The sequence below is a fragment of the Shinella sp. AETb1-6 genome (assembly GCF_009826875.1).
Lineage (GTDB): Bacteria > Pseudomonadota > Alphaproteobacteria > Rhizobiales > Rhizobiaceae > Shinella > Shinella sumterensis.
The window spans coordinates 562,913-586,568 of sequence record NZ_WUMM01000001.1; the positions used below are offsets into that span (position 1 = coordinate 562,913).

Annotated in this window: 24 protein-coding genes; 16 read left to right on the plus strand and 8 right to left on the minus strand. The window is 64.3% G+C overall.

Translation table 11 applies throughout. The annotated features are described in order from the left end of the window. Nucleotides 1–172: 172 nt before the first annotated feature. Nucleotides 173–547, minus strand: coding sequence for a cytochrome c family protein (locus GR158_RS02655; protein ID WP_160869761.1), 375 nt, complete (start codon nt 545–547; stop codon nt 173–175). 27 nt (nt 548–574) lie between these two features. Continuing rightward, complete coding sequence (locus GR158_RS02660; protein WP_160869763.1) at nt 575–1,162, minus strand: thymidine kinase; 588 nt, start codon at nt 1,160–1,162, stop codon at nt 575–577. A gap of 229 nt (nt 1,163–1,391) precedes the next feature. Here GR158_RS02660 and GR158_RS02665 point away from each other — a divergent pair, with 229 nt between their 5' ends. The 11 genes from GR158_RS02665 to GR158_RS02715 all read left to right on the plus strand — a co-directional run bounded on the left by GR158_RS02665 (nt 1,392) and on the right by GR158_RS02715 (nt 11,678). Further along, a complete protein-coding gene (locus tag GR158_RS02665) occupies nt 1,392–2,351 on the plus strand; it encodes a choline ABC transporter substrate-binding protein (RefSeq protein ID WP_134646938.1) in 960 nt (319 codons plus the stop codon). Between the two features lie 147 nt (nt 2,352–2,498). Next, nucleotides 2,499–3,371, plus strand: a complete 873-nt coding sequence (gene choW, locus GR158_RS02670; RefSeq protein ID WP_134646936.1) for a choline ABC transporter permease subunit — start codon at nt 2,499–2,501, stop codon at nt 3,369–3,371. Continuing rightward, a complete protein-coding gene (choV, locus tag GR158_RS02675) occupies nt 3,368–4,408 on the plus strand; it encodes a choline ABC transporter ATP-binding protein (RefSeq protein ID WP_134646934.1) in 1,041 nt (346 codons plus the stop codon). Before choW ends, choV begins: the two co-directional genes overlap by 4 nt. 76 nt (nt 4,409–4,484) lie before the next feature. Continuing rightward, nucleotides 4,485–5,249, plus strand: coding sequence for a HugZ family protein (locus tag GR158_RS02680; RefSeq protein ID WP_160869765.1), 765 nt, complete (start codon nt 4,485–4,487; stop codon nt 5,247–5,249). Between the two features lie 194 nt (nt 5,250–5,443). Beyond that, complete coding sequence (locus GR158_RS02685) at nt 5,444–5,773, plus strand: helix-turn-helix transcriptional regulator (RefSeq protein ID WP_134646930.1); 330 nt, start codon at nt 5,444–5,446, stop codon at nt 5,771–5,773. Nucleotides 5,774–5,960: 187 nt separating this feature from the next. Beyond that, a complete protein-coding gene (locus GR158_RS02690) occupies nt 5,961–7,286 on the plus strand; it encodes an aspartate aminotransferase family protein (protein ID WP_134646928.1) in 1,326 nt (441 codons plus the stop codon). 138 nt (nt 7,287–7,424) lie between these two features. Further along, nucleotides 7,425–8,321, plus strand: a complete 897-nt coding sequence (locus GR158_RS02695) for a DMT family transporter (protein WP_134646926.1) — start codon at nt 7,425–7,427, stop codon at nt 8,319–8,321. A 44-nt stretch (nt 8,322–8,365) separates the two neighbouring features. Further along, nucleotides 8,366–9,235 (plus strand): aldose 1-epimerase family protein, encoded by an 870-nt coding sequence (locus tag GR158_RS02700; RefSeq protein WP_160869767.1) that lies wholly within the window; start codon nt 8,366–8,368, stop codon nt 9,233–9,235. A 74-nt stretch (nt 9,236–9,309) separates the two neighbouring features. Further along, complete coding sequence (gene ade / locus GR158_RS02705) at nt 9,310–11,004, plus strand: adenine deaminase (RefSeq protein WP_160869769.1); 1,695 nt, start codon at nt 9,310–9,312, stop codon at nt 11,002–11,004. A gap of 202 nt (nt 11,005–11,206) precedes the next feature. After that, entirely contained in the window at nt 11,207–11,452 is a 246-nt protein-coding gene (locus GR158_RS02710; protein ID WP_160869771.1) for a DUF4160 domain-containing protein, read from the plus strand. After that, entirely contained in the window at nt 11,433–11,678 is a 246-nt protein-coding gene (locus GR158_RS02715) for a DUF2442 domain-containing protein (protein ID WP_160869773.1), read from the plus strand. Before GR158_RS02710 ends, GR158_RS02715 begins: the two co-directional genes overlap by 20 nt. 4 nt (nt 11,679–11,682) lie before the next feature. On the opposite strand, the gene GR158_RS02720 is transcribed toward GR158_RS02715, so the two are convergent. Beyond that, on the minus strand, nt 11,683–13,326 hold the full coding sequence (locus tag GR158_RS02720) for an alpha-glucosidase (RefSeq protein ID WP_160869775.1): 1,644 nt from the start codon (nt 13,324–13,326) through the stop codon (nt 11,683–11,685). Nucleotides 13,327–13,474: 148 nt separating this feature from the next. Here GR158_RS02720 and GR158_RS02725 point away from each other — a divergent pair, with 148 nt between their 5' ends. From GR158_RS02725 to GR158_RS02740, 4 genes are all read left to right on the plus strand, one after another. Continuing rightward, on the plus strand, nt 13,475–14,479 hold the full coding sequence (locus GR158_RS02725; protein WP_160869777.1) for an Ldh family oxidoreductase: 1,005 nt from the start codon (nt 13,475–13,477) through the stop codon (nt 14,477–14,479). 16 nt (nt 14,480–14,495) lie between these two features. Then, nucleotides 14,496–15,413, plus strand: a complete 918-nt coding sequence (locus GR158_RS02730; RefSeq protein WP_160869779.1) for a sugar kinase — start codon at nt 14,496–14,498, stop codon at nt 15,411–15,413. 92 nt (nt 15,414–15,505) lie between these two features. After that, a complete protein-coding gene (locus tag GR158_RS02735; RefSeq protein ID WP_246665509.1) occupies nt 15,506–16,057 on the plus strand; it encodes a YbhB/YbcL family Raf kinase inhibitor-like protein in 552 nt (183 codons plus the stop codon). 168 nt (nt 16,058–16,225) lie between these two features. After that, nucleotides 16,226–17,083, plus strand: coding sequence for an AraC family transcriptional regulator (locus tag GR158_RS02740; RefSeq protein ID WP_160869781.1), 858 nt, complete (start codon nt 16,226–16,228; stop codon nt 17,081–17,083). On the opposite strand, the gene der is transcribed toward GR158_RS02740, so the two are convergent. The 3 genes from der to GR158_RS02755 form a co-directional block, all read right to left on the minus strand. Continuing rightward, nucleotides 17,034–18,467: a ribosome biogenesis GTPase Der gene (gene der / locus GR158_RS02745; RefSeq protein WP_160869783.1), complete on the minus strand. Its 1,434-nt coding sequence runs from the start codon at nt 18,465–18,467 to the stop codon at nt 17,034–17,036. The two genes, GR158_RS02740 and der, sit on opposite strands and share 50 nt — an antisense overlap. A gap of 36 nt (nt 18,468–18,503) precedes the next feature. After that, nucleotides 18,504–19,175: a tetratricopeptide repeat protein gene (locus GR158_RS02750; protein WP_134646904.1), complete on the minus strand. Its 672-nt coding sequence runs from the start codon at nt 19,173–19,175 to the stop codon at nt 18,504–18,506. A gap of 101 nt (nt 19,176–19,276) precedes the next feature. Beyond that, a complete protein-coding gene (locus tag GR158_RS02755) occupies nt 19,277–19,861 on the minus strand; it encodes an NnrU family protein (RefSeq protein WP_160869785.1) in 585 nt (194 codons plus the stop codon). 190 nt (nt 19,862–20,051) lie between these two features. Here GR158_RS02755 and GR158_RS02760 point away from each other — a divergent pair, with 190 nt between their 5' ends. Then, complete coding sequence (locus GR158_RS02760) at nt 20,052–21,014, plus strand: polysaccharide deacetylase (RefSeq protein ID WP_160869787.1); 963 nt, start codon at nt 20,052–20,054, stop codon at nt 21,012–21,014. Nucleotides 21,015–21,044: 30 nt separating this feature from the next. Here GR158_RS02760 and sbmA read toward each other — a convergent pair whose 3' ends face one another. Further along, on the minus strand, nt 21,045–22,322 hold the full coding sequence (gene sbmA / locus GR158_RS02765) for a peptide antibiotic transporter SbmA (RefSeq protein WP_134646900.1): 1,278 nt from the start codon (nt 22,320–22,322) through the stop codon (nt 21,045–21,047). Between the two features lie 95 nt (nt 22,323–22,417). Beyond that, nucleotides 22,418–23,608, minus strand: coding sequence for a YbfB/YjiJ family MFS transporter (locus tag GR158_RS02770; protein WP_160869789.1), 1,191 nt, complete (start codon nt 23,606–23,608; stop codon nt 22,418–22,420). Between the last annotated feature and the right edge of the window lie 48 nt (nt 23,609–23,656).

Sequence of the window (23,656 nt, forward strand, 5' to 3'; positions counted from 1 at the left end):
ATGCCTCTATCCCCTTGAGCTCTCCACGGCAGACGTCCTCGCCCCCCGATTTATTCCGTCGCAACACTATACGATTTCAGACAGATAGGAACCTGCCTGCGGGTTTTCCCGCAGAACATGTGGGACAGGCCGGACGCGCCGCAAGGCTGCACGGAAAATTTTTCCGCGCCCGCTAAGGAGCCGGCGGCGCTTTCAGAAACGCGATAAGATCTGCGATATCCTCCGCCTTGCGCAATCCGGCAAACGTCATGCGCGTGCCGGGCACCATCGCCTTGGGCGACAGGAGATATTCGGCAAGGAGCGCCTCGTCCCAAACCTTGCCGCCCTCGGCAAAGCCCGCCATGGCGGGCGAATATGTGTAATCCGCCACGGACGCGACCGGCCGGCCGACGATCCCGGCAAGGGTCGGACCCACGCGATTGACCGGTTCGGTGGAGTGACAGGCCTGGCATTTGCGGAAAACCACGGCACCCGCGGCAGCGTCCCCGTCGGCGCGCGCCGGGGTGGCAAGACAGAGCAAGGCGGCCAGTGCGGCAAGCGGCTTCATCGGAGGGCTCCTCTGCCGGCGCCGATATCAGTCGGCGTTCATGATGTCGTCCCAGTGCCGGCGGCAATAGGATACATATTTGTCATTGCCGCCGATTTCCACCTGCGCACCGTGCTTCGCCACCTTGCCGTCGGCGCCGAGCCGCACCACCATCGTGGCCTTGCGCCCGCAATGGCAGATGGTGCGCACCTCGCGCATCTCGTCGGCGATGGCGAGCAGCGCCTTCGAACCGGGAAACAGCTTGCCCTGGAAATCCGTGCGCAGGCCATAGGCCATGACGGGAATATGCAGCCGGTCGGCCACGCGGGCGAGCTGCCAGACCTGTTCCTCCGTCAGGAACTGCGCCTCGTCGACGAAGACGCAGGCGATCGGCCCCTCGCCGTTGCCGTTCAGGTCCTCGATATGGCGATAGAGATCGTCGCTCTGGTCGAAGGCGATGGCATCCGCGGAGAGGCCGATGCGCGAGGAGATGCGGCCGGTGCCGGCGCGGTCGTCGAAGGAGGCGATGAAGATCGCCGTGCGCATGCCGCGTTCGCGGTAATTGTAGGATGCCTGAAGCAGGAGCGTCGACTTGCCCGCATTCATCGTCGCATAGCTGAAATAGAGTTTGGCCATGAATTTCTCCGTCCCCGCCTCATGGCCCGTCAGGGGGCGATTTTCCAGCCGCAAACGGCTGAAAACCACAGAAAACACCGGGGCCCATCCAGTGCGACATCAATGTGTTTAATTGCGAACAGGCCCGAAATTTATTGGACCTTTCAGGGGCTTCCGGCTAGTTCAGACGGCTTGAAAGCCCATTGTTTTGATGATTGTCTAATACACCAGTTATAAGGGGAGCCATAAAATGAACGCTGCATCACCATTCAAGACACTGCTTGCCGCCGCCGTCTCGGTCATCGCGCTGGGCGTGGCCGGCGCATCCGCCGCCGAAGCCGAAAGCTGTGGCAAGGTCCGCTTCTCGGATGTCGGCTGGACGGACATCACCGCCACCACCGCGACCGCCACGACCATCCTCAAGAACCTCGGCTACGAGACGGAAGTCACCGTGCTGTCCGTTCCCGTCACCTACACCTCGCTGTCGAACAAGGACATCGACGTGTTCCTCGGCAACTGGATGCCGACGATGGAAGCCGACATCAAGCCCTTCCGCGAGGACGGCTCGGTCGAGACCGTTCGCGAAAACCTCGAGGGCGCCAAGTACACGCTGGCGACCAATGCCAAGGGTGCGGAACTCGGCATCAAGGATTTCGCCGACATCGCCAAGCACAAGGACGAGCTCGGCTCCAAGATCTACGGCATCGAGCCGGGCAATGACGGCAACCGCCTGATCATCGACATGGTGTCGGGCAACAAGTTCGACCTTTCGGGCTTCGAAGTGGTCGAGTCCTCCGAGCAGGGCATGCTGGCCGAAGTCGCCCGCGCCGAGCAGGAAGGTACGCCCGTCGTCTTCCTGGGCTGGGAGCCGCACCCGATGAACGCCAACTTCAAGCTGACCTACCTCACCGGCGGCGACGATGTCTTCGGCCCCAATTTCGGCGGCGCGACGATCTACACCAACGTGCGCAAGGGCTACACGACCGAGTGCCCGAACGTCGGCAAGTTCCTGCAGAACCTCAAGTTCTCGCTGGAGATGGAAAACCAGATCATGGGCAAGATCCTGAACGACGGTCAGGATCCGGAAGCCGCAGCGACCGAGTGGCTGAAGGCCAACCCCGCCGCCATCGAGCCGTGGCTCGCCGGCGTCACGACGAAGGACGGCAGCGGCGAGGCCCTGCCGGCGGTGAAAACCGCACTTGGTCTCTAACAGACAAGAATCGGGCGGGGAGGAAACTTTCCCGCCCTTCTTGCCGCCGGATACTGCTGGCGCTTCAGACATATCCGAGCGGCTTTGCGCCTGCGCCTGCGGACGCCTTGCTGCCAATATTCGCACTCCAGCCAGGGACCTATTCTCGTGGATTGGCTTACCGTTTCCAAAATTCCGATCGGACCCATCGCCAAAGAGGCCGTCAGCTGGCTGACGACGAACGGCAAGGGACTGTTTGATTTCCTGAAAGTCTTCCTGCAGGCCGGCATCGATGCGGTGCTCTATGTGCTGCAGGGCCCGTTCGCCAGCGCCGGCGGCAAATTCGGCTATTCCATTGCCCTCATCCTGCTCGTCTCGGCCGCAAGCTGGTATTTCCGCCGGTCCGTCGGGGTGGCGCTCTTCACCTTTCTCGGCCTGCTGCTCATCGTGAACCAGGGCTACTGGAAGGAAACCACGGAAACGCTGGCCCTCGTGCTGGCGGCGACCGGCGTCAGCATGATCGTCGGCGTGCCGCTCGGTATCGCGGCCGCCCGCCGCCCCTGGTTCTATTCCATCCTGCGGCCGATCCTCGATCTCATGCAGACGATCCCGACCTTCGTCTACCTGATCCCGGCCCTCATCCTCTTCGGGCTCGGCATGGTGCCCGGCCTGATCGCGACGGTGATCTTCGCCATCCCCGCGCCGATCCGCCTCACCCGCCTCGGCATCATCTCCACGCCGCCCGCGCTGGTCGAAGCAGCACAGGCCTTCGGTGCGACACCGGGCCAGGTGCTGCGCAAGGTCGAGCTGCCCTTCGCCACGCCGCAGATCATGGCCGGCCTCACGCAGACGATCATGCTGTCGCTTTCCATGGTGGTCATCGCGGCCCTCGTCGGCGCCAAGGGCCTCGGCGTTCCCGTGGTGCGCGCGCTCAATACCGTGAACATCTCCATGGGTTTCGAGGCGGGCCTGTGTATCGTCATCCTCGCGATCATTCTCGATCGCCTCTTCCGCGCCGCTGACGAAGGAGACGGCAAATGACCGACGCTGTCGTCTTCAACAACGTATCCATCATCTTCGGCGACAATCCGCAGAGAGCGCTCGCTCTGGCCGATGCCGGCAAGTCGCGTGACGAGATCGGCGCCGAAACGGGCCTCGTCCTCGGCGTTGCCGATGCCACGCTGTCGATCAACGAGGGCGAAATCCTCGTGCTGATGGGCCTGTCCGGCTCGGGCAAGTCGACGCTGCTGCGCGCCGTCAACGGGCTTGCACCCGTCGTGCGCGGCGATGTGGCGGTCAAGGCCGGCACCGGCGCGGTGAACCCCTACAAGGCAACGCCCAAGGCGCTACGCGATTTCCGCATGCACACCGTGTCCATGGTGTTCCAGCAGTTCGCGCTCCTGCCCTGGCGCACCGTCGCCGACAATGTCGGCTTCGGTCTGGAGCTTGCCGGCGTGCCGGACAGCGAGCGCAAGGCGCGGGTCGCCGAGCAGCTCGAACTCGTCAACCTCACCAAATGGGCGAACCGCAAGGTCAACGAGCTCTCGGGCGGCATGCAGCAGCGTGTCGGCCTCGCCCGGGCCTTTGCGACGGGCGCACCGATCCTGCTCATGGACGAGCCGTTCTCCGCGCTCGACCCGCTGATCCGCACCCGCCTGCAGGACGAACTCCTGGAGTTCCAGCACCGGCTGAAGAAGACCATCATCTTCGTCAGCCATGACCTGGACGAGGCCTTCCGCATCGGCAACCGCATCGCCATCATGGAGGGCGGGCGCATCATCCAGTGCGGCACGCCGCAGGAGATCGTGAAGAACCCGGCCAACCAGTATGTCGCGGACTTCGTGCAGAACATGAACCCGATCAACATGCTGACGGCGCACGATGTCATGCAGCCCGGCGCCTCGCACAGCGGCACCGTCACGGCCACCACCGCGCCGGAAACGCCGCTGGTCGACGTGCTCGACGCCATGGCGCGCACGCCCGGCAATGTCGGCGTCGTCGAAAACGGCACCGTCGTCGGCACGATCAGCGCGCAGGACGTCATAGGCGGATTGACGCGCCACCGCCGGCGCGGCTGACAACCGGCCCGCTTCGGTCTAGACAGGGCGGCGCTCCCCGGGGCGCCGCCTTTTTCTGCCGATATGGAGCCCAGCCATGACCGAGAAGGACAAGCCCAGCGTTCTGCGCGACACCGACGACGAGGCGCGCCACCTCGCCCGCACGCTGCTGCGTTCCGCCCGCTCCTGCGCGCTGGCCGTGCTCGAGCCGGAAACGGGCGCGCCCTTCGCAAGCCGCACGCTGACGGGCACCGATACGGACGGAACACCTGTCATCCTCGTTTCGGCGCTCTCCGTGCACACCACGGCACTGCGCGCCGATCCGCGCGCGTCCCTGCTGGCGGGCGAACCCGGCAAGGGCGACCCGCTCGCCCATCCCCGCCTCACCGTGCTGTGCGAGGCCGAGGAAGTATCACGCGAAAGTGAAGCCCGCACGGCACTTCGCGAGCGCTTCATCCGCCGCCACCCAAAGGCGAAACTCTATGTCGATTTTCCCGACTTCGCCTTCTTCCGGCTCGTGCCGCTGCGTGCCCATCTCAACGGCGGTTTCGGCAAGGCCTTCGTGCTGACGGCGGACGATCTCCTGATTCGTTCGCCGGCCCGTGCCGCGCTCGCAGCCATGGAACAAGGCGCGATCGACCACATGAACAGCGACCATGCGGAGGCCGCCGGCGTCTACGCAGCCCACTATTGCGGCGCTAAAGAGGGGAACTGGAGCATCGTCGGCCTGGATGCGGCCGGTGTCGATCTCGCCAGCGGCGACCGGCTGAAGCGCCTCGAATTCCCGCAAGAACTGACGGATGCCGGCGCGCTGCGCGGTGAACTGGCCCGCCTGCTGCGGGAGGCGCGCGCATCTGGCTGAGCAGCGCCGGAAGCTTTCCAGCGACCTCGACCTCCCGAGCATCAAGACTTGAATATCGCATTCATATTAGCGCTATGAGTGTACTCCTACCCCCATTTCTTGCCCTTGATGCAGGAGGTTTTGTTTATATGCTTACAAGCGCATTAACTTAAAACGTCATGATTTGAAGCGGAAACGCCAGAAGGAGTTTTCAGATGGATAAGATTTCAGAGGCTGAGCACGCGCAGGCCGAAGTTGCATCCGACTTCCTGTCCGCGATGGCCAACCCCAAACGGTTATTGATCCTGCGGGTTCTGGTCGGTGGCGAAATTGCCGTCGGCGCGCTGGCCACCAAGGTCGGCCTCAGCCAGTCTGCGCTCTCGCAACACCTGTCCAAGCTGCGCGCGCAGAACCTCGTCACGACCCGTCGCGACGCCCAGACGATCTACTATTCCAGCAAGTCCGCAGCCGTTCTCACGATCCTCGATTCGCTGGACCGCATCTACGCCGCGCCGGGTGCGGAAAAGAAACTGCGCATCGCCTGATACACCCGATAACCGCCTCTCTGCGCCTCGGCCGAAAGTCCGGGGCGCTTTGCTATGCGCTCCTCCGTACGACGCCTTGACGGTGGCCGGCGCGTTGATAGTTTGACCATCGGGTAAAAATCGCCAAGCATCTGCCGGCCGGCACCGCCCTGCGGGGCCGGGCACTTTAGGGACCATGGAGAACCGCATGTCCAACCGCCTGAATACCCCCAACGATCTGCGTGCCTTCTGGATGCCGTTCACGGCAAACCGGCAGTTCAAGAAGGAGCCGCGCCTGTTCGTCGGCGCCAAGGACATGTACTACACGACCCATGACGGTCGTCAGGTGCTGGATGGCACCGCCGGCCTGTGGTGTGTGAATGCCGGCCACTGCCGGCCCAAGATCACCGAGGCGATCCGCGAACAGGCAGGCGAACTCGACTATGCGCCCGCCTTCCAGCTCGGCCACCCCAAGGCGTTCGAACTCGCCAACCGTCTGGTGGACATTGCGCCCGAGGGCATGAACCACGTGCTCTACACCAATTCCGGCTCCGAATCGGTCGAAACGGCGCTGAAAGTGGCGCTCGCCTATCACCGCGCCAAGGGCGACGGCTCGCGCTTCCGCCTCGTCGGGCGTGAACGCGGCTATCACGGCGTCAATTTCGGCGGCATCTCCGTCGGCGGCATCGTCTCCAACCGCAAGATGTTCGGCACGCTGCTGACCGGCGTCGACCACATGCCGCACACCCATTTCCCCGACAAGAATGCGTTTTCGCGCGGCGAGCCGGAGCATGGCGGCGATATCGCCAGCGAGTTGCAGCGTATCATCACCCTGCATGACGCCTCCACCATCGCGGCCGTCATCGTCGAGCCGGTGGCCGGCTCCACCGGCGTTCTCATCCCGCCGAAGGGCTATCTCCAGAAGCTGCGCGAAATCTGCACGCAGCACGGCATCCTCTTGATCTTCGACGAGGTCATCACCGGTTTCGGCCGCCTTGGCGCGCCCTTCGCCGCCCAGTACTTCGACGTGAAGCCCGATATCATCACCACCGCCAAGGGCCTCACCAACGGCGTGATCCCGATGGGCGCCGTCTTCGTCACCTCCGAGATCCATGACACGTTCATGAACGGCCCGGAGCACATGATCGAGTTCTTCCACGGCTACACCTATTCCGGCAACCCGATCGCGTGTGCGGCGGCCCTCGGCACGCTCGACACCTACAAGGAAGAGGGCCTGCTCACCCGCGCCAGCGAACTCGCCTCCTATTGGGAAGACGGCCTGCACTCGCTCAAGGATTGCCCCAACGTCATCGACATCAGAAATGTCGGCCTGATCGGCGCCATCGAGCTTTCGCCCATTGCCGGCGAACCGACCAAGCGCGCCTTCAATGCCTTCCTCAAAGCCTATGAGCAGGGCCTGCTCATACGCACGACGGGCGACATCATCGCGCTCTCGCCGCCGCTGATCATCGAAAAGCACCATATCGACGAGCTGTTCGGCAAGCTGCGCGACGTGCTCCAGAACAACATCTGAGACTATTCAGGTCGTATACAGGCGACTTCCCGTCGCGCCGGTCCCACAGGGATGGCGCGGCGGGCCGCATCATCTCCGTACCGTGATCCGGGTCGGCTCCGCCTTGGCGGCGGAGGCCCGCATGGTGGGAGCACGTCCATGCGATCGATCTATCTGGCTTTTGTCCTGCTCGGCCTCTTCTGGGGATCGAACTTCATCTACATGAAATGGGCGTCCGAGCTGATCACACCCGCGCAGATCACCCTTCTGCGGGTCTTCTTCGGCTTCCTGCCGCTTGCCGTGGTCGCCTGGCGGAACGGCGTGATCCACAGGGAGCAGATACGGCACCTTCCGCATTTCCTCGTCATGGCGGTGCTGGCGACGGCCTTCTACTATTTCGCCATCGCGGAGGGCACCGCGCGCCTGCCGTCCGGCATTGCGGGCGTTCTCGGCGGCTCGATCTCGCTCTTCACCACGCTCGCCACGCTTCTGGTGCTGCGCACCGAACGGCCCAATGCCCTGATGCTCGCCGGCGTGGTGACGGGCTTTGCCGGCATCGTTCTGATCGCCCGCCCGTGGGAGCGGTCGGGCGGCAGCATCGATATCGACGGCGTGCTGTGGATGCTTGCCGCCACGAGCATCCTCGGTCTCTCCTATGTCTATGTGCGCCGCTTTCTCTCGCCCCATAACCTGCCGCCGCTGGCACTCGCCACATGGCAGACGGGGCTTGCCCTTCTCGTGCTGCTGGCGCTCACCGACCGCACGGGCATCACGGCCATCCTCGGCGACTGGCATGCGGCGGCCGGCGTTGCCGTGGGGCTCGGCATCCTCGGCACGGGCATGGCCTTCCTGATCTATTATTACCTGTTGCAGGAACTGGGCGCCGTTGCCGCCTCTGGCGCGACCTACATCACGCCGAACGTTGCCCTGCTGATCGGCTGGGCGGCCGGAGAAACGGTCGGCATGCTGGAAATCGCCGCCATCATCCTCGTGCTCGCCAGCATCGCGATGTTGCAGATCGGCCGGCAACGTGCCCTTCGCGAGACGCGGCGTTAAGATTTGCGCTACAGTAGGACCGGCTTTCCGCAAAAGGAGATTCGATGCCGACGACCACCCGTATCGAGAACGCCTTCCTGACCGTCGAGGTCTCGTCCCTCGGCGCCGAGATGCAGTCCATAACATCTGGGGATGGCGGCAGCTGGCTATGGAACGGCGACGCCGCCTTCTGGACCGGCCGCTCGCCGGCGCTGTTTCCCATCGTCGGCAAGGCGCCGGACGATAGGCTGCTGATCAACGGCAGGCCCTATCCCATGGCCCAGCACGGCTTTGCCCGGCGACGGGAATTCACCATCGAGACCACGTCGGCCACGGCCTGCCGCTATGCGCTGGAGGCCTCCGACGAAACCCGCGCCGTCTACCCCTTCGATTTCCGTCTCACCGTCGAACACAGGCTCGACAACCGCACGTTGACGGTGGCCAGCATGGTCGAAAACCGGGGCGGCGAGCCGATGCCCTTCGGCTTCGGCTACCATCCCGCCTTCTCCTGGCCGCTGCCGGGCGCCGCGGGAAAACCGCATATGGTGACCCTTGCAAACGGCGGCGAGCCGCTGCGCCAGCCCTTGGAAAACGGCCTTCTCTCCACGAGCCGCACGCCATCCCCCTTCGAGCACGGCCGCCTCGTGCTCGCGCACGACCTGTTCGCCAACGACGCCCTGGTCTTCCCGCAAGGGGCCGGCGACAGCCTCGTCTACGCCGCCGAGGACGGTCCGTCCCTCGCCTTTCGTTTCGAGAACTTGCCCAACCTCGCGCTGTGGACAAAGCCCGGCGCGCCCTTCCTGTGCATCGAGCCCTGGCATGGCACGGCGGCCGAATACGGCGCGTCGCCCGAACTGAAGGACCGGCCCTATACCAGCGTGCTGGACGGTGGCGAAACGAAACGCTTCGCCTTTTCCGTGACCTTTGCGGCCTGAGGTTTTCCCGGCATAGCCCTTCCCTCCGGCGCGCACCCCGCTAGAGTCGCAGAAAAGGATTCGGGAGACCCGCCATGACCGACTTGGAACGCCTCATCGACCAGGGAACCGGCCGCGAGCCGGCCGATATCGTCCTGAAGGGCGGGCAGTTCTTCGATCTGGTGACGGGCGAACTCGTGGCGTCGGACATCGCGATCTGCGGTGACCGCATCGTCGGCACCTGCGGCACCTACACGGGCAGGACGGAAATCGACATTACCGGCCGCATCGTCGTGCCCGGCTTCATCGACACGCATCTGCACATCGAATCCTCGCTGGTGACGCCGCACGAATTCGACCGCTGCGTCCTGCCCTACGGCGTCACGACGGTGATCTGCGATCCGCACGAAATCGCCAATGTGCTCGGCACGGAGGGCATACAGTTCTTCCTCGACAGCGCCATGCAGACGATCATGGATATTCGCGTGCAGCTGTCGAGCTGCGTGCCGGCCACGCATCTGGAAACATCGGGCGCCGATCTGCCCGTGGAACGGCTCCTGCCGTTCCGCGATCATCCCAAGGTCATCGGCCTCGCCGAGTTCATGAATTTCCCTGGTGTCATCCACAAGGACCCGGTCTGTCTCGCCAAGCTGGAGGCCTTCCAGGGCGGGCATATCGACGGGCACGCGCCGCTTCTTCTGGGCAACGACCTCAACGGTTATCTTTCCGCCGGCATCCGCACCGAACATGAATGCACCACCGCCGAGGAAGCGCTGGAGAAGATCCGCAAGGGCATGCATATCCTCATTCGCGAGGGCTCCGTTTCCAAGGACCTTCTGGCGCTTCTGCCCATCATGACGGAACGCCTGTCACCCTTCCTTGCGCTGTGCACGGACGACCGTAATCCCCTCGACATCGCCGAGCAGGGCCACCTCGATTACATGATCCGCACCGCGATCGCCCATGGCCGGGCGCCGCTCGCCGTCTACCGCGCCGCCTCCATTTCCGCTGCGAAGGCCTTCGGCCTCAGCGACCGCGGCCTCGTCGCCCCCGGCTGGCGCGCCGACCTCGTCGTCATCGACACGCTGGAGAACTGCAAGGCGGAGATGGTCTTTTCCGCCGGCAGGCGTGTGGACGACGCCCTCTTCGCCACCCGCGCCGCCGTGGAGCCCGTCGGGCTGGATAGCGTCAAGGCCCGCGTCGTGGAGGCCGCCCATTTCGCCGTGCCCGCCACCGACGCCGAGACGCCCGTCATCGGCGTGCTGCCGGGCAAGATCATCACCGAACACCGGCGCTACCGCCTGCCCGCCAAAGGCAACCAGACGACCGTCGATCTGGCGCAGGACATCATCAAGGTCGCCGTCATCGAGCGCCACGGCAAGAACGGCAACCATGCCAACGGCTTCGTGCAGGGCTTCGGCCTGAAGAAGGGCGCCATCGCCTCCACCGTCGGCCATGACAGCCACAACATCTGCGTGGTCGGCGTCGACGAAGACGACATGGCCCGCGCCGCAAACCGGCTGAGCGAGATCAAGGGCGGCTTCGTCGTGGTCGAGAATGGCGTGGTCACCGGCGAGATCGCCCTGCCCGTCGCAGGCCTGATGAGCCTGGAGCCCTATGAGAGCGTGCGCGACACGTTGCACCACCTCCGCCAGGCCGCCTTCGCGCTCGGCGCCACGCTGGAAGAACCCTTCCTCCAGCTCGCCTTCCTGCCGCTCCCCGTCATCCCCCACCTGAAGATCTCGGACCGCGGCATGGTGGATGTGGATCGGTTCGCGCTGATCGGGTGATGTTTGTAACGCTCCCAAATTTACTGTTAGCGGCACCGAACATACTTATTTGAGAATTATATTCTACATAACTTAGTTTGGAGGCGACAATTCGAAATGAATAATAAAAAAATAGATTATTATACCAAATGACATTAATCCGCAGTTAACCCACCGAAAACGGCCTGACAACTGAACGACAGACCCCATCGGAGACACCGCGATGCCTCTCGTTTTCAGCCATCAGAGCCTGAAATTCTTTTTCTACTCAAACGAAGGAAATCCACGCGAACCTGTGCACGTTCATGTTCGTAGCGCCGGGGCTTCCGCAAAAGTCTGGTTACATCCGACGATCGGCATCGCGGAAAGTCGCGGCTTCAACAGCAAGGAACTCTCTGCTATCCTCCGCCTTGTTATGGAAAACCGGCAGATCATAGAGAAGACCTGGCATGACTATTTCGGCAACTGATGTTCGCTTTGACGCCGACACGATGTGGGTCGACCTGGACGATGGCCGCACGCTCGGAATTCCGCTCGCGTGGTTCCCACGCCTTCTCTCAGCCGACAAGGCCTCGCGTCTCGACTACGAACTCAGCCCCGGCGGCATCCATTGGGATGCTCTCGACGAAGACATTTCGGTCGATGGCCTACTGGCAGGCCGTGGCGACCAGACGATGAAGCGCCCGGCCGCCTGAGGGGTCATACCCGCACACACGCCATATCCAGCCCGTCCAGCTCGATCGTGCCGTCCTTCAGCTTCGCGCCGAAGCCGGGAACGGGGACCGGCTCGCCGAGCTTCAGCGATTTTGCCGGCACGAATTCGGCTTTCTCGCGCGTCAGGTTGAAGACGAACAGCAGCTTCTCGCCTCCCTTCTCGCGCGTGAAGGCGAGGATGTCCTGGTTGGAATGCACGAAGGCCATGTCGCCGTCATGCAGCAGGTCGTGCGCCTTGCGGAAGGCAAGCGTCGCGCGATAGTGGTTGAGCACCGAGCCCGCGATCTTTTCCTGCGTATCGACGGCGTGGCGCGCGTGGTCCTCCGGCACGGGAAGCCACGGCTTGGCCGTGCTGAAGCCGGCATGCGCCTCTTCGTGCTGCCAGGGCATCGGCGTGCGGCATCCGTCACGTCCCTTGAAGGCGGGCCAGAAGCGGATGCCGTAGGGGTCACGCAGGTCCTCGAAGGCAAGTTCCGCTTCCGTCAGCCCAAGCTCTTCGCCCTGGTAGAGGCAGATCGAACCGCGCAACGTCGACAGCAGCGTGATCGCAAGCTTGGCCACCCGCTCACGCTCCTCCGGCCCTTTGATGAATCGGCTGACATGGCGATTGACGTCGTGATTGGAGAAGGCCCAGCAGACCCAGCCGTCCGTTACCGCGCGCTGGAAGGCCTGCACGCATTTGCGGATGTGCTCGGCGGTGAAATCCGGACCGAGCAGGTCGAAGGTGTAGCACATGTTGAGCTTGTCGCCGCCGCTCGTGTAGTCGGCCACCGTCTTCAGCGAGCGCGCGCCGTCGCCGACCTCGCCCACCGTCATGCGCCCATCGTACTCGTCGAGCAGCGCGCGAAAGCGCTTGAGAAAGTCGATGTTCTCCGGCTGCGTCTTGTCGTAGCGGTGCGATTGCATGCCGTAGGGGTTCACGTCGGGCGCATCCAGGCCGATCTCTTCGGGGTCGGGCTCGTGCGGAGGGTTGTCGCGCAGCTTCCTGTCGTGGAAATAGAAGTTCACGGTGTCGAGCCGGAAACCGTCCACGCCGCGGTCGAGCCAGAAGCGCACGGTCTTCAAGAGCGCGTCCTGCACATCCGGATTGTGGAAGTTGAGGTCCGGCTGCGAGGTCAGGAAGTTATGCATGTAGTATTGCTTGCGCACGCCGTCCCATTCCCAGCCCGGGCCGCCGAAGATCGACAGCCAGTTATTGGGCGCCGTGCCGTCGCGCTTGGGGTCGGCCCAGACATACCAGTCCGCCTTTGGATTATCCCGGCTCGCACGGCTCTCGATGAACCACGGATGCTGGTCCGACGTGTGCGAGATCACCTGGTCGATGACGACCTTCATGCCGAGGCGGTGCGCCTCCGCCAGCATGGCGTCGAAATCGGCGAGCGTGCCGAACATCGGATCGACATCGCAGTAATCCGAGACGTCATAGCCCATATCCGCCATCGGCGACTTGAAGAACGGCGACAGCCAAATGGCATCGACACCGAGCGAGGCGATGTGCCCAAGGCGCCGGGTGATGCCGCGCAGGTCTCCCATGCCATCCCCGGTCGTGTCCTGGAACGAGCGGGGATAGACCTGATAGATCACCGCGCCGCGCCACCAGTCGTCGGCCTTCCCAGGGGGCTTGGTCATTCGTTCTCGCTCCGGCTTGGTTTGCTTTCGGCCAAGATGTAGCGCGCGCCCGGTGGAGGGTAAACGGCGCGCGGCGGGATTTTTCGCAGGTTGACGAAGCAGCGGCGGGTCTGGATGATGCCCCGATTTTCCAAGACAGGTTGACCGCATGACAGCTGACGTCACCCTTTTGCCAGATGAAGCCCTCGCACTTGCAAAAACCGCGCTGATGCGCGTCGGCATGGTCGAGGCGGCGGCGACTGCGCTAGCCCGCGCGACGATGGACGCCGAAGCCGCCGGCAAGGGCGCGGTCGGCTTCGCGCACCTCACCGATTATCTCCACGCCCTCGTCGATGGCCGCATCGACGGGCGCGCCGAGCCCCTCATCACGTCCCCCGTGCCGGCCATCCTGAAATGCGACGTCATGGGCGGCGTGGCGCAATATGGCTTCGACATCGCGTCGGAGGAGCTCGTCACGAAGGCCAGAGCGCTCGGCGTTTCCATCTTCACCGCGCACAACAGCTACACGACGGGCGAACTCGGCTGGTATGCCGCACGCCTCGCGGCGGAAGGCCTCGTCGCCATCGCCGCGACGAACGGGCCGGCTCTGCTTGCCGGCGCCGGCGCCACCCAGCCGGTCTATTCCACCAATCCGCTCGCCTTCGCCGCTCCGCTCGCTGACGGCCGCTTCGTATTGATGGACCAGTCCTCCAGCGCCACCGCCTTCGTGAAGGTGCGCGAGGCCGCAGCGCGCGGTGAGCCGATCCCGGGCGACTGGGCGCTCGACCAGGACGGCCGGCCGACCACCGATCCCTTCGCCGCCATGCAGGGCGCGCTTCTCGCCTTCGGCGGCGCGCGCGGCGCCAACATCGCCTTGATGGTCGAAATCCTCGCGGCAGGCCTGACCGGCGCGAACTGGTCGCTCGACGCACCGGATTTCCAGGCGGGAGACGCGTCGCCCGGCGCCGGCCTCTTCGTGCTGGCCCTGTCGCCGCAGCTTCTCGCCGACGATTTCACCGCCCGTCTCGAAGCACAGGTGGAACGGCTTTCCCGCGATTACGGTGTCCATGTGCCGGGCCTGGGTCGCCTTTCGCGGCAACAGGCCGCCGAAAGCGCGGGCATCGTCTTGCCGCGCCAACTCTTTGACAGTATTTCCTCTTTCCGACGCAATTAGGCGGGAGGGACAGGGCATGGCAGGGCGTTTGCTTGCAATCGGCGAATGCATGGTGGAGCTGATGCAGGCCGACGGCGGGCTCCTGCGCAAGGGCTATGCCGGCGATACCTTCAACACCGCCTATTATGCCCGCCAGTACCTGCCATCCGACTGGAGCGTCGACTATCTCTCCGCCGTCGGGACGGACGCGATTTCAGACGAAATGCTCAATTTCATGCAGGGCCATGGCATCGGCACGGCGCATGTCGCCCGCATCGAGGGCCGTTCGCCCGGCCTCTACATGATCCATCTGAAGGATGGCGAGCGCAGCTTCTCCTACTGGCGCTCCGCCTCCGCCGCCCGGCTGCTGGCGCATGACGGCGACCGTCTGCGCGCGGCGATGGAGGCCTCCGATCTCATCGTCTTCTCCGGCATCACGCTGGCGATCCTGCCGCCGGAAGATGTCGAAACGCTGCTGGCCGAACTGCGCCGGGCGCGCGCCGCCGGCAAGCGCATCGCCTTCGATCCCAATATCCGCCCGCGCCTGTGGGACGATGCCGGACGCATGCGCGCCACGATCACCGAAGGCGCACGCGCCGCCACCCTTGTCATGCCGAGCCTCGACGACGAAACGACCCATTTCGGCGATGCCGGGCTGGAAGAGACCATCGTCCGCTACCGCGCGCTCGGCGTGGCCGATCTGGTGGTGAAGGACGGCGCCGAGGGCGCGACGCTGGTCTTCGGCGAGGAGCGCAGCCATGCCCCATCGGCCAAGGTCGAGACGATCGTCGACACCACCAGCGCCGGCGACAGTTTCAACGGCGCCTTCCTCGCCCGCCTCGCCACGGGCGCAAGCCCTGAGGACGCCGCGCGTTTCGCCGCAGACGTCGCCGCCGCCGTCATCCAGCACCATGGCGCATTGGTGGCCAGGGACAAGCTGCCGGCAGCCGATTGATCGGATCGGCGCCAAAATCGATCGGCCGCGCACCGATGCGGGTGCAGCCTGCGCCTACACTTTTCCTGTCTCCACGGTACACAGGAAAGACCATGACCATATACCGCTGCATGGCGACCCTCGCCGCTGCCCTCGCCTTTTGCCCCCTCGCCGTCCATGCGGCCGATTTCACCGTTGCCAGCGAGGCGTTCGCCTCCGGCCGGGTCCAGCCGGCACAGTTCTCCGACATCATGGGGTGCACAGGGCAAAATCTCTCACCCGACATCCACTGGTCCAACGCGCCCGAGGGCACGAAGAGTTTCGTGGTGACGATCTATGACAAGGATGCCTCGACAGGCTCCGGCTGGTGGCACTGGGTCGTGGTGGACCTGCCGGCGGACGCAACCTCGCTCCCTGCCGGCGCGGGCAGCGGCAAAGCCAGGATACCGGATGGCGCACGCATGACGCCGACGGATATGGGGGCACCCGGCTTCCTCGGCGCCTGCCCGCCGGAAGGACCGGAGCACGATTACACCATCACCGTGAAAGCGCTCGGCATCGACACGCTGCCGGTGCCCGACAACGCGACGCCCGCCATGGTCGGCTTCGTGAGCAACATGAATGCGCTTGCCACCGCGACCATCTCCGCCAAGGGCAAGCGGTGACGGCCGGCGTCTTGCCCGGCCCGGCCGCGAAAGGCTAGAGCATTTCCAGCCGAAGCGAAGTCGCTTCGGCGTCGGATAATGCGGTAAAAACAGGAATCTAGAGCATTTCCAGTGAACCGGAGTTCACCGGAAATGCTCTAGGCTCGGGCAGGAACAAGGATGGACCGGATGAGCATCGCCATACGCCCTGATGTCGGCGCTTCCGCGCGCATCGTGCAGTATAACCGTCTGCGCTATGCCAATATCCTGATCAATCGCCCGATCCTTATCCTGGTCGAGCGCGGCACGAAGATACTGCGCAGCGGCGAGGAGGAATGGGTGGTGCCCGCCGGCGGGTGCATCGCGCTCGCCCAGGGCGAGACCTTCGATGTGGTGAACGCGGCCGAGGGCGGGCACGCCTATGAAGCGCGCTGGATCGCCTTCGAGCCGGATACCGTGATCGCCTTCGCCGCCAAGGCTGGACAAGGCCGGCCCTTCCCCCGCGCTTTCCCGATCCACAGCCCCCACAAGCGGTTCCATGATACCTTCGCCGATTGCGCGCAGGCAATCACCGAGCCGGGCAGCATCCCGGTCGAGATTGCCCGCCACCGCCTCGGCGAACTGCTGCTCTGGCTCGATCTGGCCGGTGGGCGCTTCGCCCCGCCGAGACCGCCCGGCTTCAGCGACCGCGTCCGCGACCTCATCTCGAATGAACCGGACGGGGACTGGACGAGCGCGCGGCTCTGCCGCCTCATCGGCGCCAGCGAGGCGACCTTGCGGCGCAAGCTCGCGGCGGAAAAATGGTCGCTCCAGTCGCTGCTGATCGATGTGCGCATGTCCATCGCCATGCAGCTCCTGCAATCGACGGATCTTTCCATCCTGCGCATCGCGGAGGCGGTCGGCTACGAATCGCAATCCCGTTTTGCCGCGCGGTTTCGCGCGCGCTTCGGCTTTGCGCCAAGCGCGATCCGCGGACACGTCAGGCCCGATCCGAAAATCAGCGCTTCTTCTTCGCCTTCGAGGCATACGGATTGTCCGTTGCCCTGAAATGGATGCGGATCGGCACGCCCGGCATGTTGAAGTCGTTGCGCAGGCCGTTGGTGAGGTAGCGGATATAGGATTCCGGCACGGCATCGGGACGCGTGCAGGAGATCATGAAACCCGGCGGGCGGGCCTTCACCTGCGTCATGTATTTCAGCTTCAGGCGGCGGCCGGAAACGGCCGGCGGCGGATGCTGGGTCTGCTGCGCATCGAGCCAGCGGTTGAGCTTGGCGGTGGAGATGCGGCGGTTCCAGGTGCGGTCCGTGTCGATCACGGCCTGCATCAGCTTGTCGAGGCCGCGGCCGGTCTGGCCGGAAACGGGAACGGCGCGGATACCGCGCGCCTGCGGCAACAGCCGGTCCGTCTTCTCGCGCAGATCCGCCAGCACCGCCTGCGGATCGTCGATCAGGTCCCACTTGTTGAAGGCGAGCACGGCAGCCCGGCCCTCGCGCAATACGAGGTCGACGATCTGCAGATCCTGCTTTTCGAAGGGAATGGTTGAATCGAACACGATGACGACGGTCTCGGCGAAGCGGATGGCGCGCAGGCCATCGGCGACGGAAAGCTTTTCCAGCTTCTCCTGCACACGCGCCTTGCGCCGCATGCCGGCCGTGTCGAACATCTTGATCGTGCGGTCGTTCCAGCTCCAGTCGACGGAGATGGAATCGCGCGTGATGCCCGCCTCCGGGCCGGTGAGCAGCCGGTCCTCGCCGAGGAAACGATTGATCAGTGTCGACTTGCCGGCATTCGGCCGGCCGACGATGGCCACGCGCAACGGCTTCGTCTCGTCATATTCCGGCTCGTAATCGTCATCGCGCTCGATGCCCTGCTCGGCGGCTTCCGCGCGCAGGTCGATATTGGTGACGGCCTCGTCGTCTTCCGGATAGGCGCGCTCCTCGCCGATGGCGGCGACGATGGCGTCGCGCAGGTCGAGCATGCCCTGGCCATGTTCGGCCGAAATCGGCGTCGGCTCGCCAAGCCCCAGCGTGAAGGCGTCATAGAAACCGCCGTCGGAACCGCGGGCTTCCGACTTGTTGGCGACGAGAACGACGGGCTTGCCCTTCTTGCGCAGCATTTCGGCAAGCGCCTGGTCGACGGGTGTCAGACCCATCTTGGCATCCACCACGAAGAGCGACAGGTCGGCCTCGTCGATGGCGGCTTCCGTCTGGGCGCGCATGCGGCCCTGCAAGGTGTCCGGCGCGGCCTCTTCAAGGCCCGCCGTGTCGACGATGCGGAATTTCAGGTCGATGAGGCGCGCATCCCCCGGGCGGCGGTCACGCGTCACGCCGGGCGTGTCATCGACCAGCGCAAGCTTCTTGCCCACGAGCCTGTTGAACAGGGTGGACTTGCCGACATTCGGGCGTCCGACAATGGCGACGGTGAAGCTCATGGATCAGTTCCGTTTCGGTGTCCGGCAAACGCCGGATCAGGAGGACAGCTTGCCGCTTGCCGCAATCAGGTCAAGCAGCATCTGCGCGCGGTTGGCGACGTTGCGCGGCGTCTCGTTGTCGTTGAGGATCGCGTCGAACCATTCCTTGGCGCGCGCATAATCCCCGTGCTTGTAGGCGGAGAGGCCGAGAACCTCGCGCGCGGAATGGCGCGTGGCGCTCTGCGGCGTCGTCAGCTGCTCGACTTCGGCGGAAACCTGCTCGTAGGTTCCGGTATCGACCAGCAGATAGGCGGCACGCAGGCGGGCGGCGTCGCGCACCGGCTGCGGCACGGACGTATCCTTGGCGATGGCGGTGAAGGCGTTGACGGCGCCTTGCGTATCCGTCTCGGCGAGCAGCGAGGCCGAGCGCATGCGGGCGAGCACGGGATAAGAGCCGAAGCCTTCCTGCTCGAGCTTGCCGAGCGCTGCGAGCGCCTCGTCCTTCTTGCCGTCGCGGGCCAGTGTCAGCGCGGCCAGGAACTCGTCGCCGGCGGCGGATGCTTGCGAATCCCGCCAGTATTCGTAGCTCACCTTGCCGATCGTGCCGAGAACGACGAGCACGGCAATGCCGATGAGGATGCGTCCGAAACGCTTCCAGACCAGTCGCATCTGATCCGAGCGCAGTTCCTCATTCACCTCGCGGATAAAGCTGTCGTCCTGATTTACCATTCCCTGCCCGGCTCTTGCTGACGATTGGAGTTCGCGCCTTCTACTCCATTTTGGCCGCGTTGTAAGGGGGCAGGCGCGAAAAGCGCCGGTTCAGCCCGCAATCACGGCAGCGGAGAGACGCCGATCACCCACTCGTGAAGCTTGAAAACGATCGCGAGGTAAAGCACGAGGCCGATGACGACGGAAATCGCATCGTATTTCGCCGACACGAAGACCGGCAGTTTCGTCTCGCCGGTGGCGATGCGCTTCTTCAACGTGATGCGCAGGATCACCGCCCAGGCGAGGACGGTCACGAAGAGCAGCACGGAATAGCTCTCGCCGTTGGCGAGGAGATGCGCCAGCGCCCAGATCTTGATGGCCACGAGGATGGGGAACTTCAGCTTCGTGCGGATATGGCCGGCCGGGAGGAACCCGGCGACGAGACAGATCGAGGCGATCAGCATCAGTGTCAGCGCGATATGCGACAGGAATGTCGGCGGGTAATAGAGCATCTCGCCGCCATTCTCGCGCGCCACGACGAAGCCGTAGGCGATGAGCGCAAGGCTTACGAGCGAGGCGATGCCGTGCAGCGCCATCCAGCCCGGCTTGCCAAGCGCGGCGATGGCGGCATTGCGCAGCCCCGGCGCGATGGGCCGCAGCAGATGCGTGGCGATGAAGAGAACGAGACCGGCGACGAGCAGCGTCATGATAATGCCCCTTGAAGAATGTTCGGCGCAGGGCCGTTTGCGCAGGAATATCCGTCGCGGAGCGATAATGCCAGCCCGATCAAAGGATTGCCGCATTCACAATCGAAGACGAACCCTTTGCAAATTGTCGCGGGTGGTCCTCTTGTCGTTGTTTTCGTCTCGTTTCGTCCTTCTTTGCCTTTCAGCAGCCATGGCGGCCGCGCCGGCGCTCGCCGAGGACAAGGCCGGCGAAACGGTCAAGCGCAAGCAGCTCGTCATCGTCTCCTTCGACGGCGCGCATGACAATGCGCTCTGGGAGAAGAGCCGCGCCATGGCCAAGCGCACCGGCGCACATTTCACCTATTTCCTCTCCTGCACCTTCCTCTTTCCGCGCGAGGACCGCGCGACCTACCAGGCGCCGCATGAAAAGCGCGGCCGCTCGAATGTGGGCTTCTCGCCCGACAGGCAGGATACGCTGCTCAGGCTGAGCGAAATCTGGATGGCGAAGGAGGAAGGCCACGATATCGGCAGCCATGCCTGCGGCCATTTCGATGGCGGCAAATGGAGCGAGAAGGACTGGACGGCCGAATTCACCTTCTTCGCCGATGCGCTGAAGAACGGCTGGCGCAATGCCGGCGCGCCCGAGCGTGAGCCCGCCGACTGGCAGCGCTTCGTGACGGAGGACATCAAGGGTTTTCGCGCGCCCTACCTCTCGGCCGGCCCCGGCCTCGTCAAGGCGCTGGAGGCGAAGGGCTTCACCTATGATGCAAGCCTCGTGACCAAGGGACCGGCCATGCCGGTCACAAGCGGCGATATCGCCCGCTTCGGCCTGCCGCTCATTCCCGAAGGCGCCTCGCAGCGCCCCGTCATCGCGATGGATTACAATCTCTATGTCCGCCACTCCAAGGGCAAGGAGAACCCGGATAAGAGTGCGGCCTTCGAGGACAGCACGCTGAAGGCCTACCGCGACGCCTTCAATCGACAATATGACGGCGCGCGCATCCCCCTCCAGCTCGGCTTCCACTTCGTCGAGATGAATGCCGGCGCCTATTGGCGGGCGCTCGATCGTTTCCTCACCGAGACCTGCGGCAAGGAGGATGTCGCCTGCGTCAGCTATGCGCAGGCGCTGGACATTCTTGCGACGGAAAAGAGGGCGGCCGGAGCCACCCTCTGATCGTTTTTCTGATGGGTTAAAGCCGAGACCTTACGGCCGGTTGGCCGCAAGCTCGCCTTCGGCGGCTTCCCGCTCCAGGTAACGCTGGTCGATTTCCGGCAGCGGCTTGTCGTCGATGGCCGCCTCGAAGGCTTTCAGACGCTTGTAGATGGACAGCAGTTCGATGATCGTCGACCAGTAGCTGACGAGATACTGGAAGGAATCCGTCACCTGCCCGAAGGCCGTGCTGATCTGCTGCCACAGGCCCATCGTGATCTTGCCCGCCGCGACGGTGGGGATCAGGATGAAGGTGAGGAAGCTGCCGTCGAGCTGGTTGTAGCCGAAGCGCGCAATGTTGAAGTAGCAATAGTGCCAGTACATGCGGAAGTAGTTCTTGCGCACATTGTTGAACAGCTCCCGCACCGTGACCGGCTGTGCGCGGTCCGCATCGTCCTCGCCATAGACGAGTTCCTTACGGTAGGCCGCCTCGACGCGCTGGTTGCGGAATTGCAGGCCGGGCAGCTTGATGCCGGCGAGCGCCAGCAGCGCGGTACCGAAGATCGACCAGCCGATGGCGAGCCAGAACAGCGAATGCGGAATGGCGCCGAGAATAGGCACATCCGCCATATGCTCCGACAGCTTGAAGAGCAGCGGCAGGAACACGACGAGCGTCATGATGGAGTTGATGAAGACGACGCCGAGGCCTTCGACGATATTGGCGAAGCGCATCGTGTCTTCCTGCACACGCTGCGAGGCGCCTTCGATGTGACGCAGCTTCGGCCAGAGCGACATGTAGTAGTCGTTCATCGCGGTACGCCAGCGGAAGACGTAGTGGTTGGTGAAGAAGGCCGTGACGACATTGATGACGACGGCGACGGCACCGATCTGCAGGAAGTAGATCTGCATGTCCCACAATTCGGTCGCGGTGACGTTTCCGGGCCCGGTCAGGCCTTTCTGGAAGAGGTCGAAGAACGGGCCGCGCCAGTTGTTGATGGCGACATAGGCCTGCACGGTGAAATAGGCGATGAAGATGAGGAACGCGGTGCCCCAGATCGACCAGTTCGTCCAGGGATGGTCACGCGCGATCAGCTTCCAGGCCCCGCCGAAGATCGCGACGAAGATCGCGAAATACAGGTAGAACCAGAGATTGTCGGGCGATATGAAATAGGCGAAGCCGAGCGGCGCGGCCTCACCGGGCGCCAGCGGCGGCAAGCCGATCGCCGCCCCCATTTGCGGCCCCACCGTATACCAGACCACCATGCAGATGATCGACCAGACGACGAAGGACGAGAAGAACAGCTTGGGCTGCGGGAAAAAGGAATGGAACAAGGGCGAGACTCTCGATCGTTCAGCGGCAGCGGCACCGCCAATTCACCCTGAATCTAGAGGAGTTTGCGCGCCGCAACAATTCCCGTGCGCCGGCATTACGGAGATTTAATGGAAAGCGTTCCGCCGGCGGCGGCCGTCACCGCGGCGATCAGCAGGATGCCGGCTGCAACGAGGCTGGGCAACACGTAGCTGCCCGTGTGCGCGGCCAGCACGCCGGCGCCGAGCGGACCGACGATCTGGCCGACGCCGAAGGCGGCCGTCATCAGCGCCAGCGCCTGGCGCGGGCTTTCGCTCGCCAGCCTGCGGCCGAGCTGCAACCCGTAAGCCGTCACGATCATGAAGGTGAAGCCGAGCAGCGCGCCGCCGATGAGGGCCGATGCCGGAAACGGCAGCACGACGGTCGCAGCGACACCGACGACCTCCAGCAGAAGTGCCGCCACATAGGTCGCCGCGATACCGAGACGGCGCTCGGCAGGGCGCCAGGCAAAGAGGGAGATCGCCGCCGTCGCCCCGGTCACCAGCCAGGTGAGGCATTCCAGCAGCGGATCATGCGCGCCCTCGCGCGCAATGGCCACGATGAAGGTGGCGGTGACGACATAGCCGATGCCGAACAACCCATAGCTCGCCGTCAACGCGACGAGCGGCCGCGTCCATCGGATAGGCGGCTCGCGCCCGATACCGCTCTGCGCGGCCGGACGGGGCAGAAGCAGCACGACCAAAGCAAGGCCGGCAGCGCCCAGAAGCCCGCCGGCCAGCCAGTCGATGCGCCATGGCGAAATCGCCGTCGGCGGAACCAGTGAAAGAACATAGACGAGCACCGCCGAAACCGCGATACCAAAGCCGACGCCGGAAAAATGCGCCCGCTGCACACGCGGATCGCCGTGGCTGAGGCCGATGGAGAGCACGATGCCGGAGGTGAAGATCATGGCGAAGGCGCTGGCGAGCCCCGCCAGAAATCGAATGACGGAGAGCACGATGACATCGGACGCCAGCGCCATGGCAAAGAGCAAGAGAACGGTGGCGGCGAGCGCGCCGATCGCCAGATACCTCTCGCGCCCCGCGGCCCAGCCTTGCGCGGCGAGCAGCGCCCCCAGCAGGTAGCCCGCGAAATTCGCCGCGGCGATCACGCCCGCTTGGGCCGCGTCGAGACCGAGCCCCGCCATCATGCCCGGCAGCACGGGTGTATAGAAGAACCGGCCGATGCCCATCGCAACGGCCATCGCCACCGCGCCGGATAGCGCGGCGCGGACCGGCTCGCGGGACAGGAATTTTGTGCACTGCATCATGATGCGACCATGGCACCGCGGCAGCAGGCGAACAAACGAGATAAATTG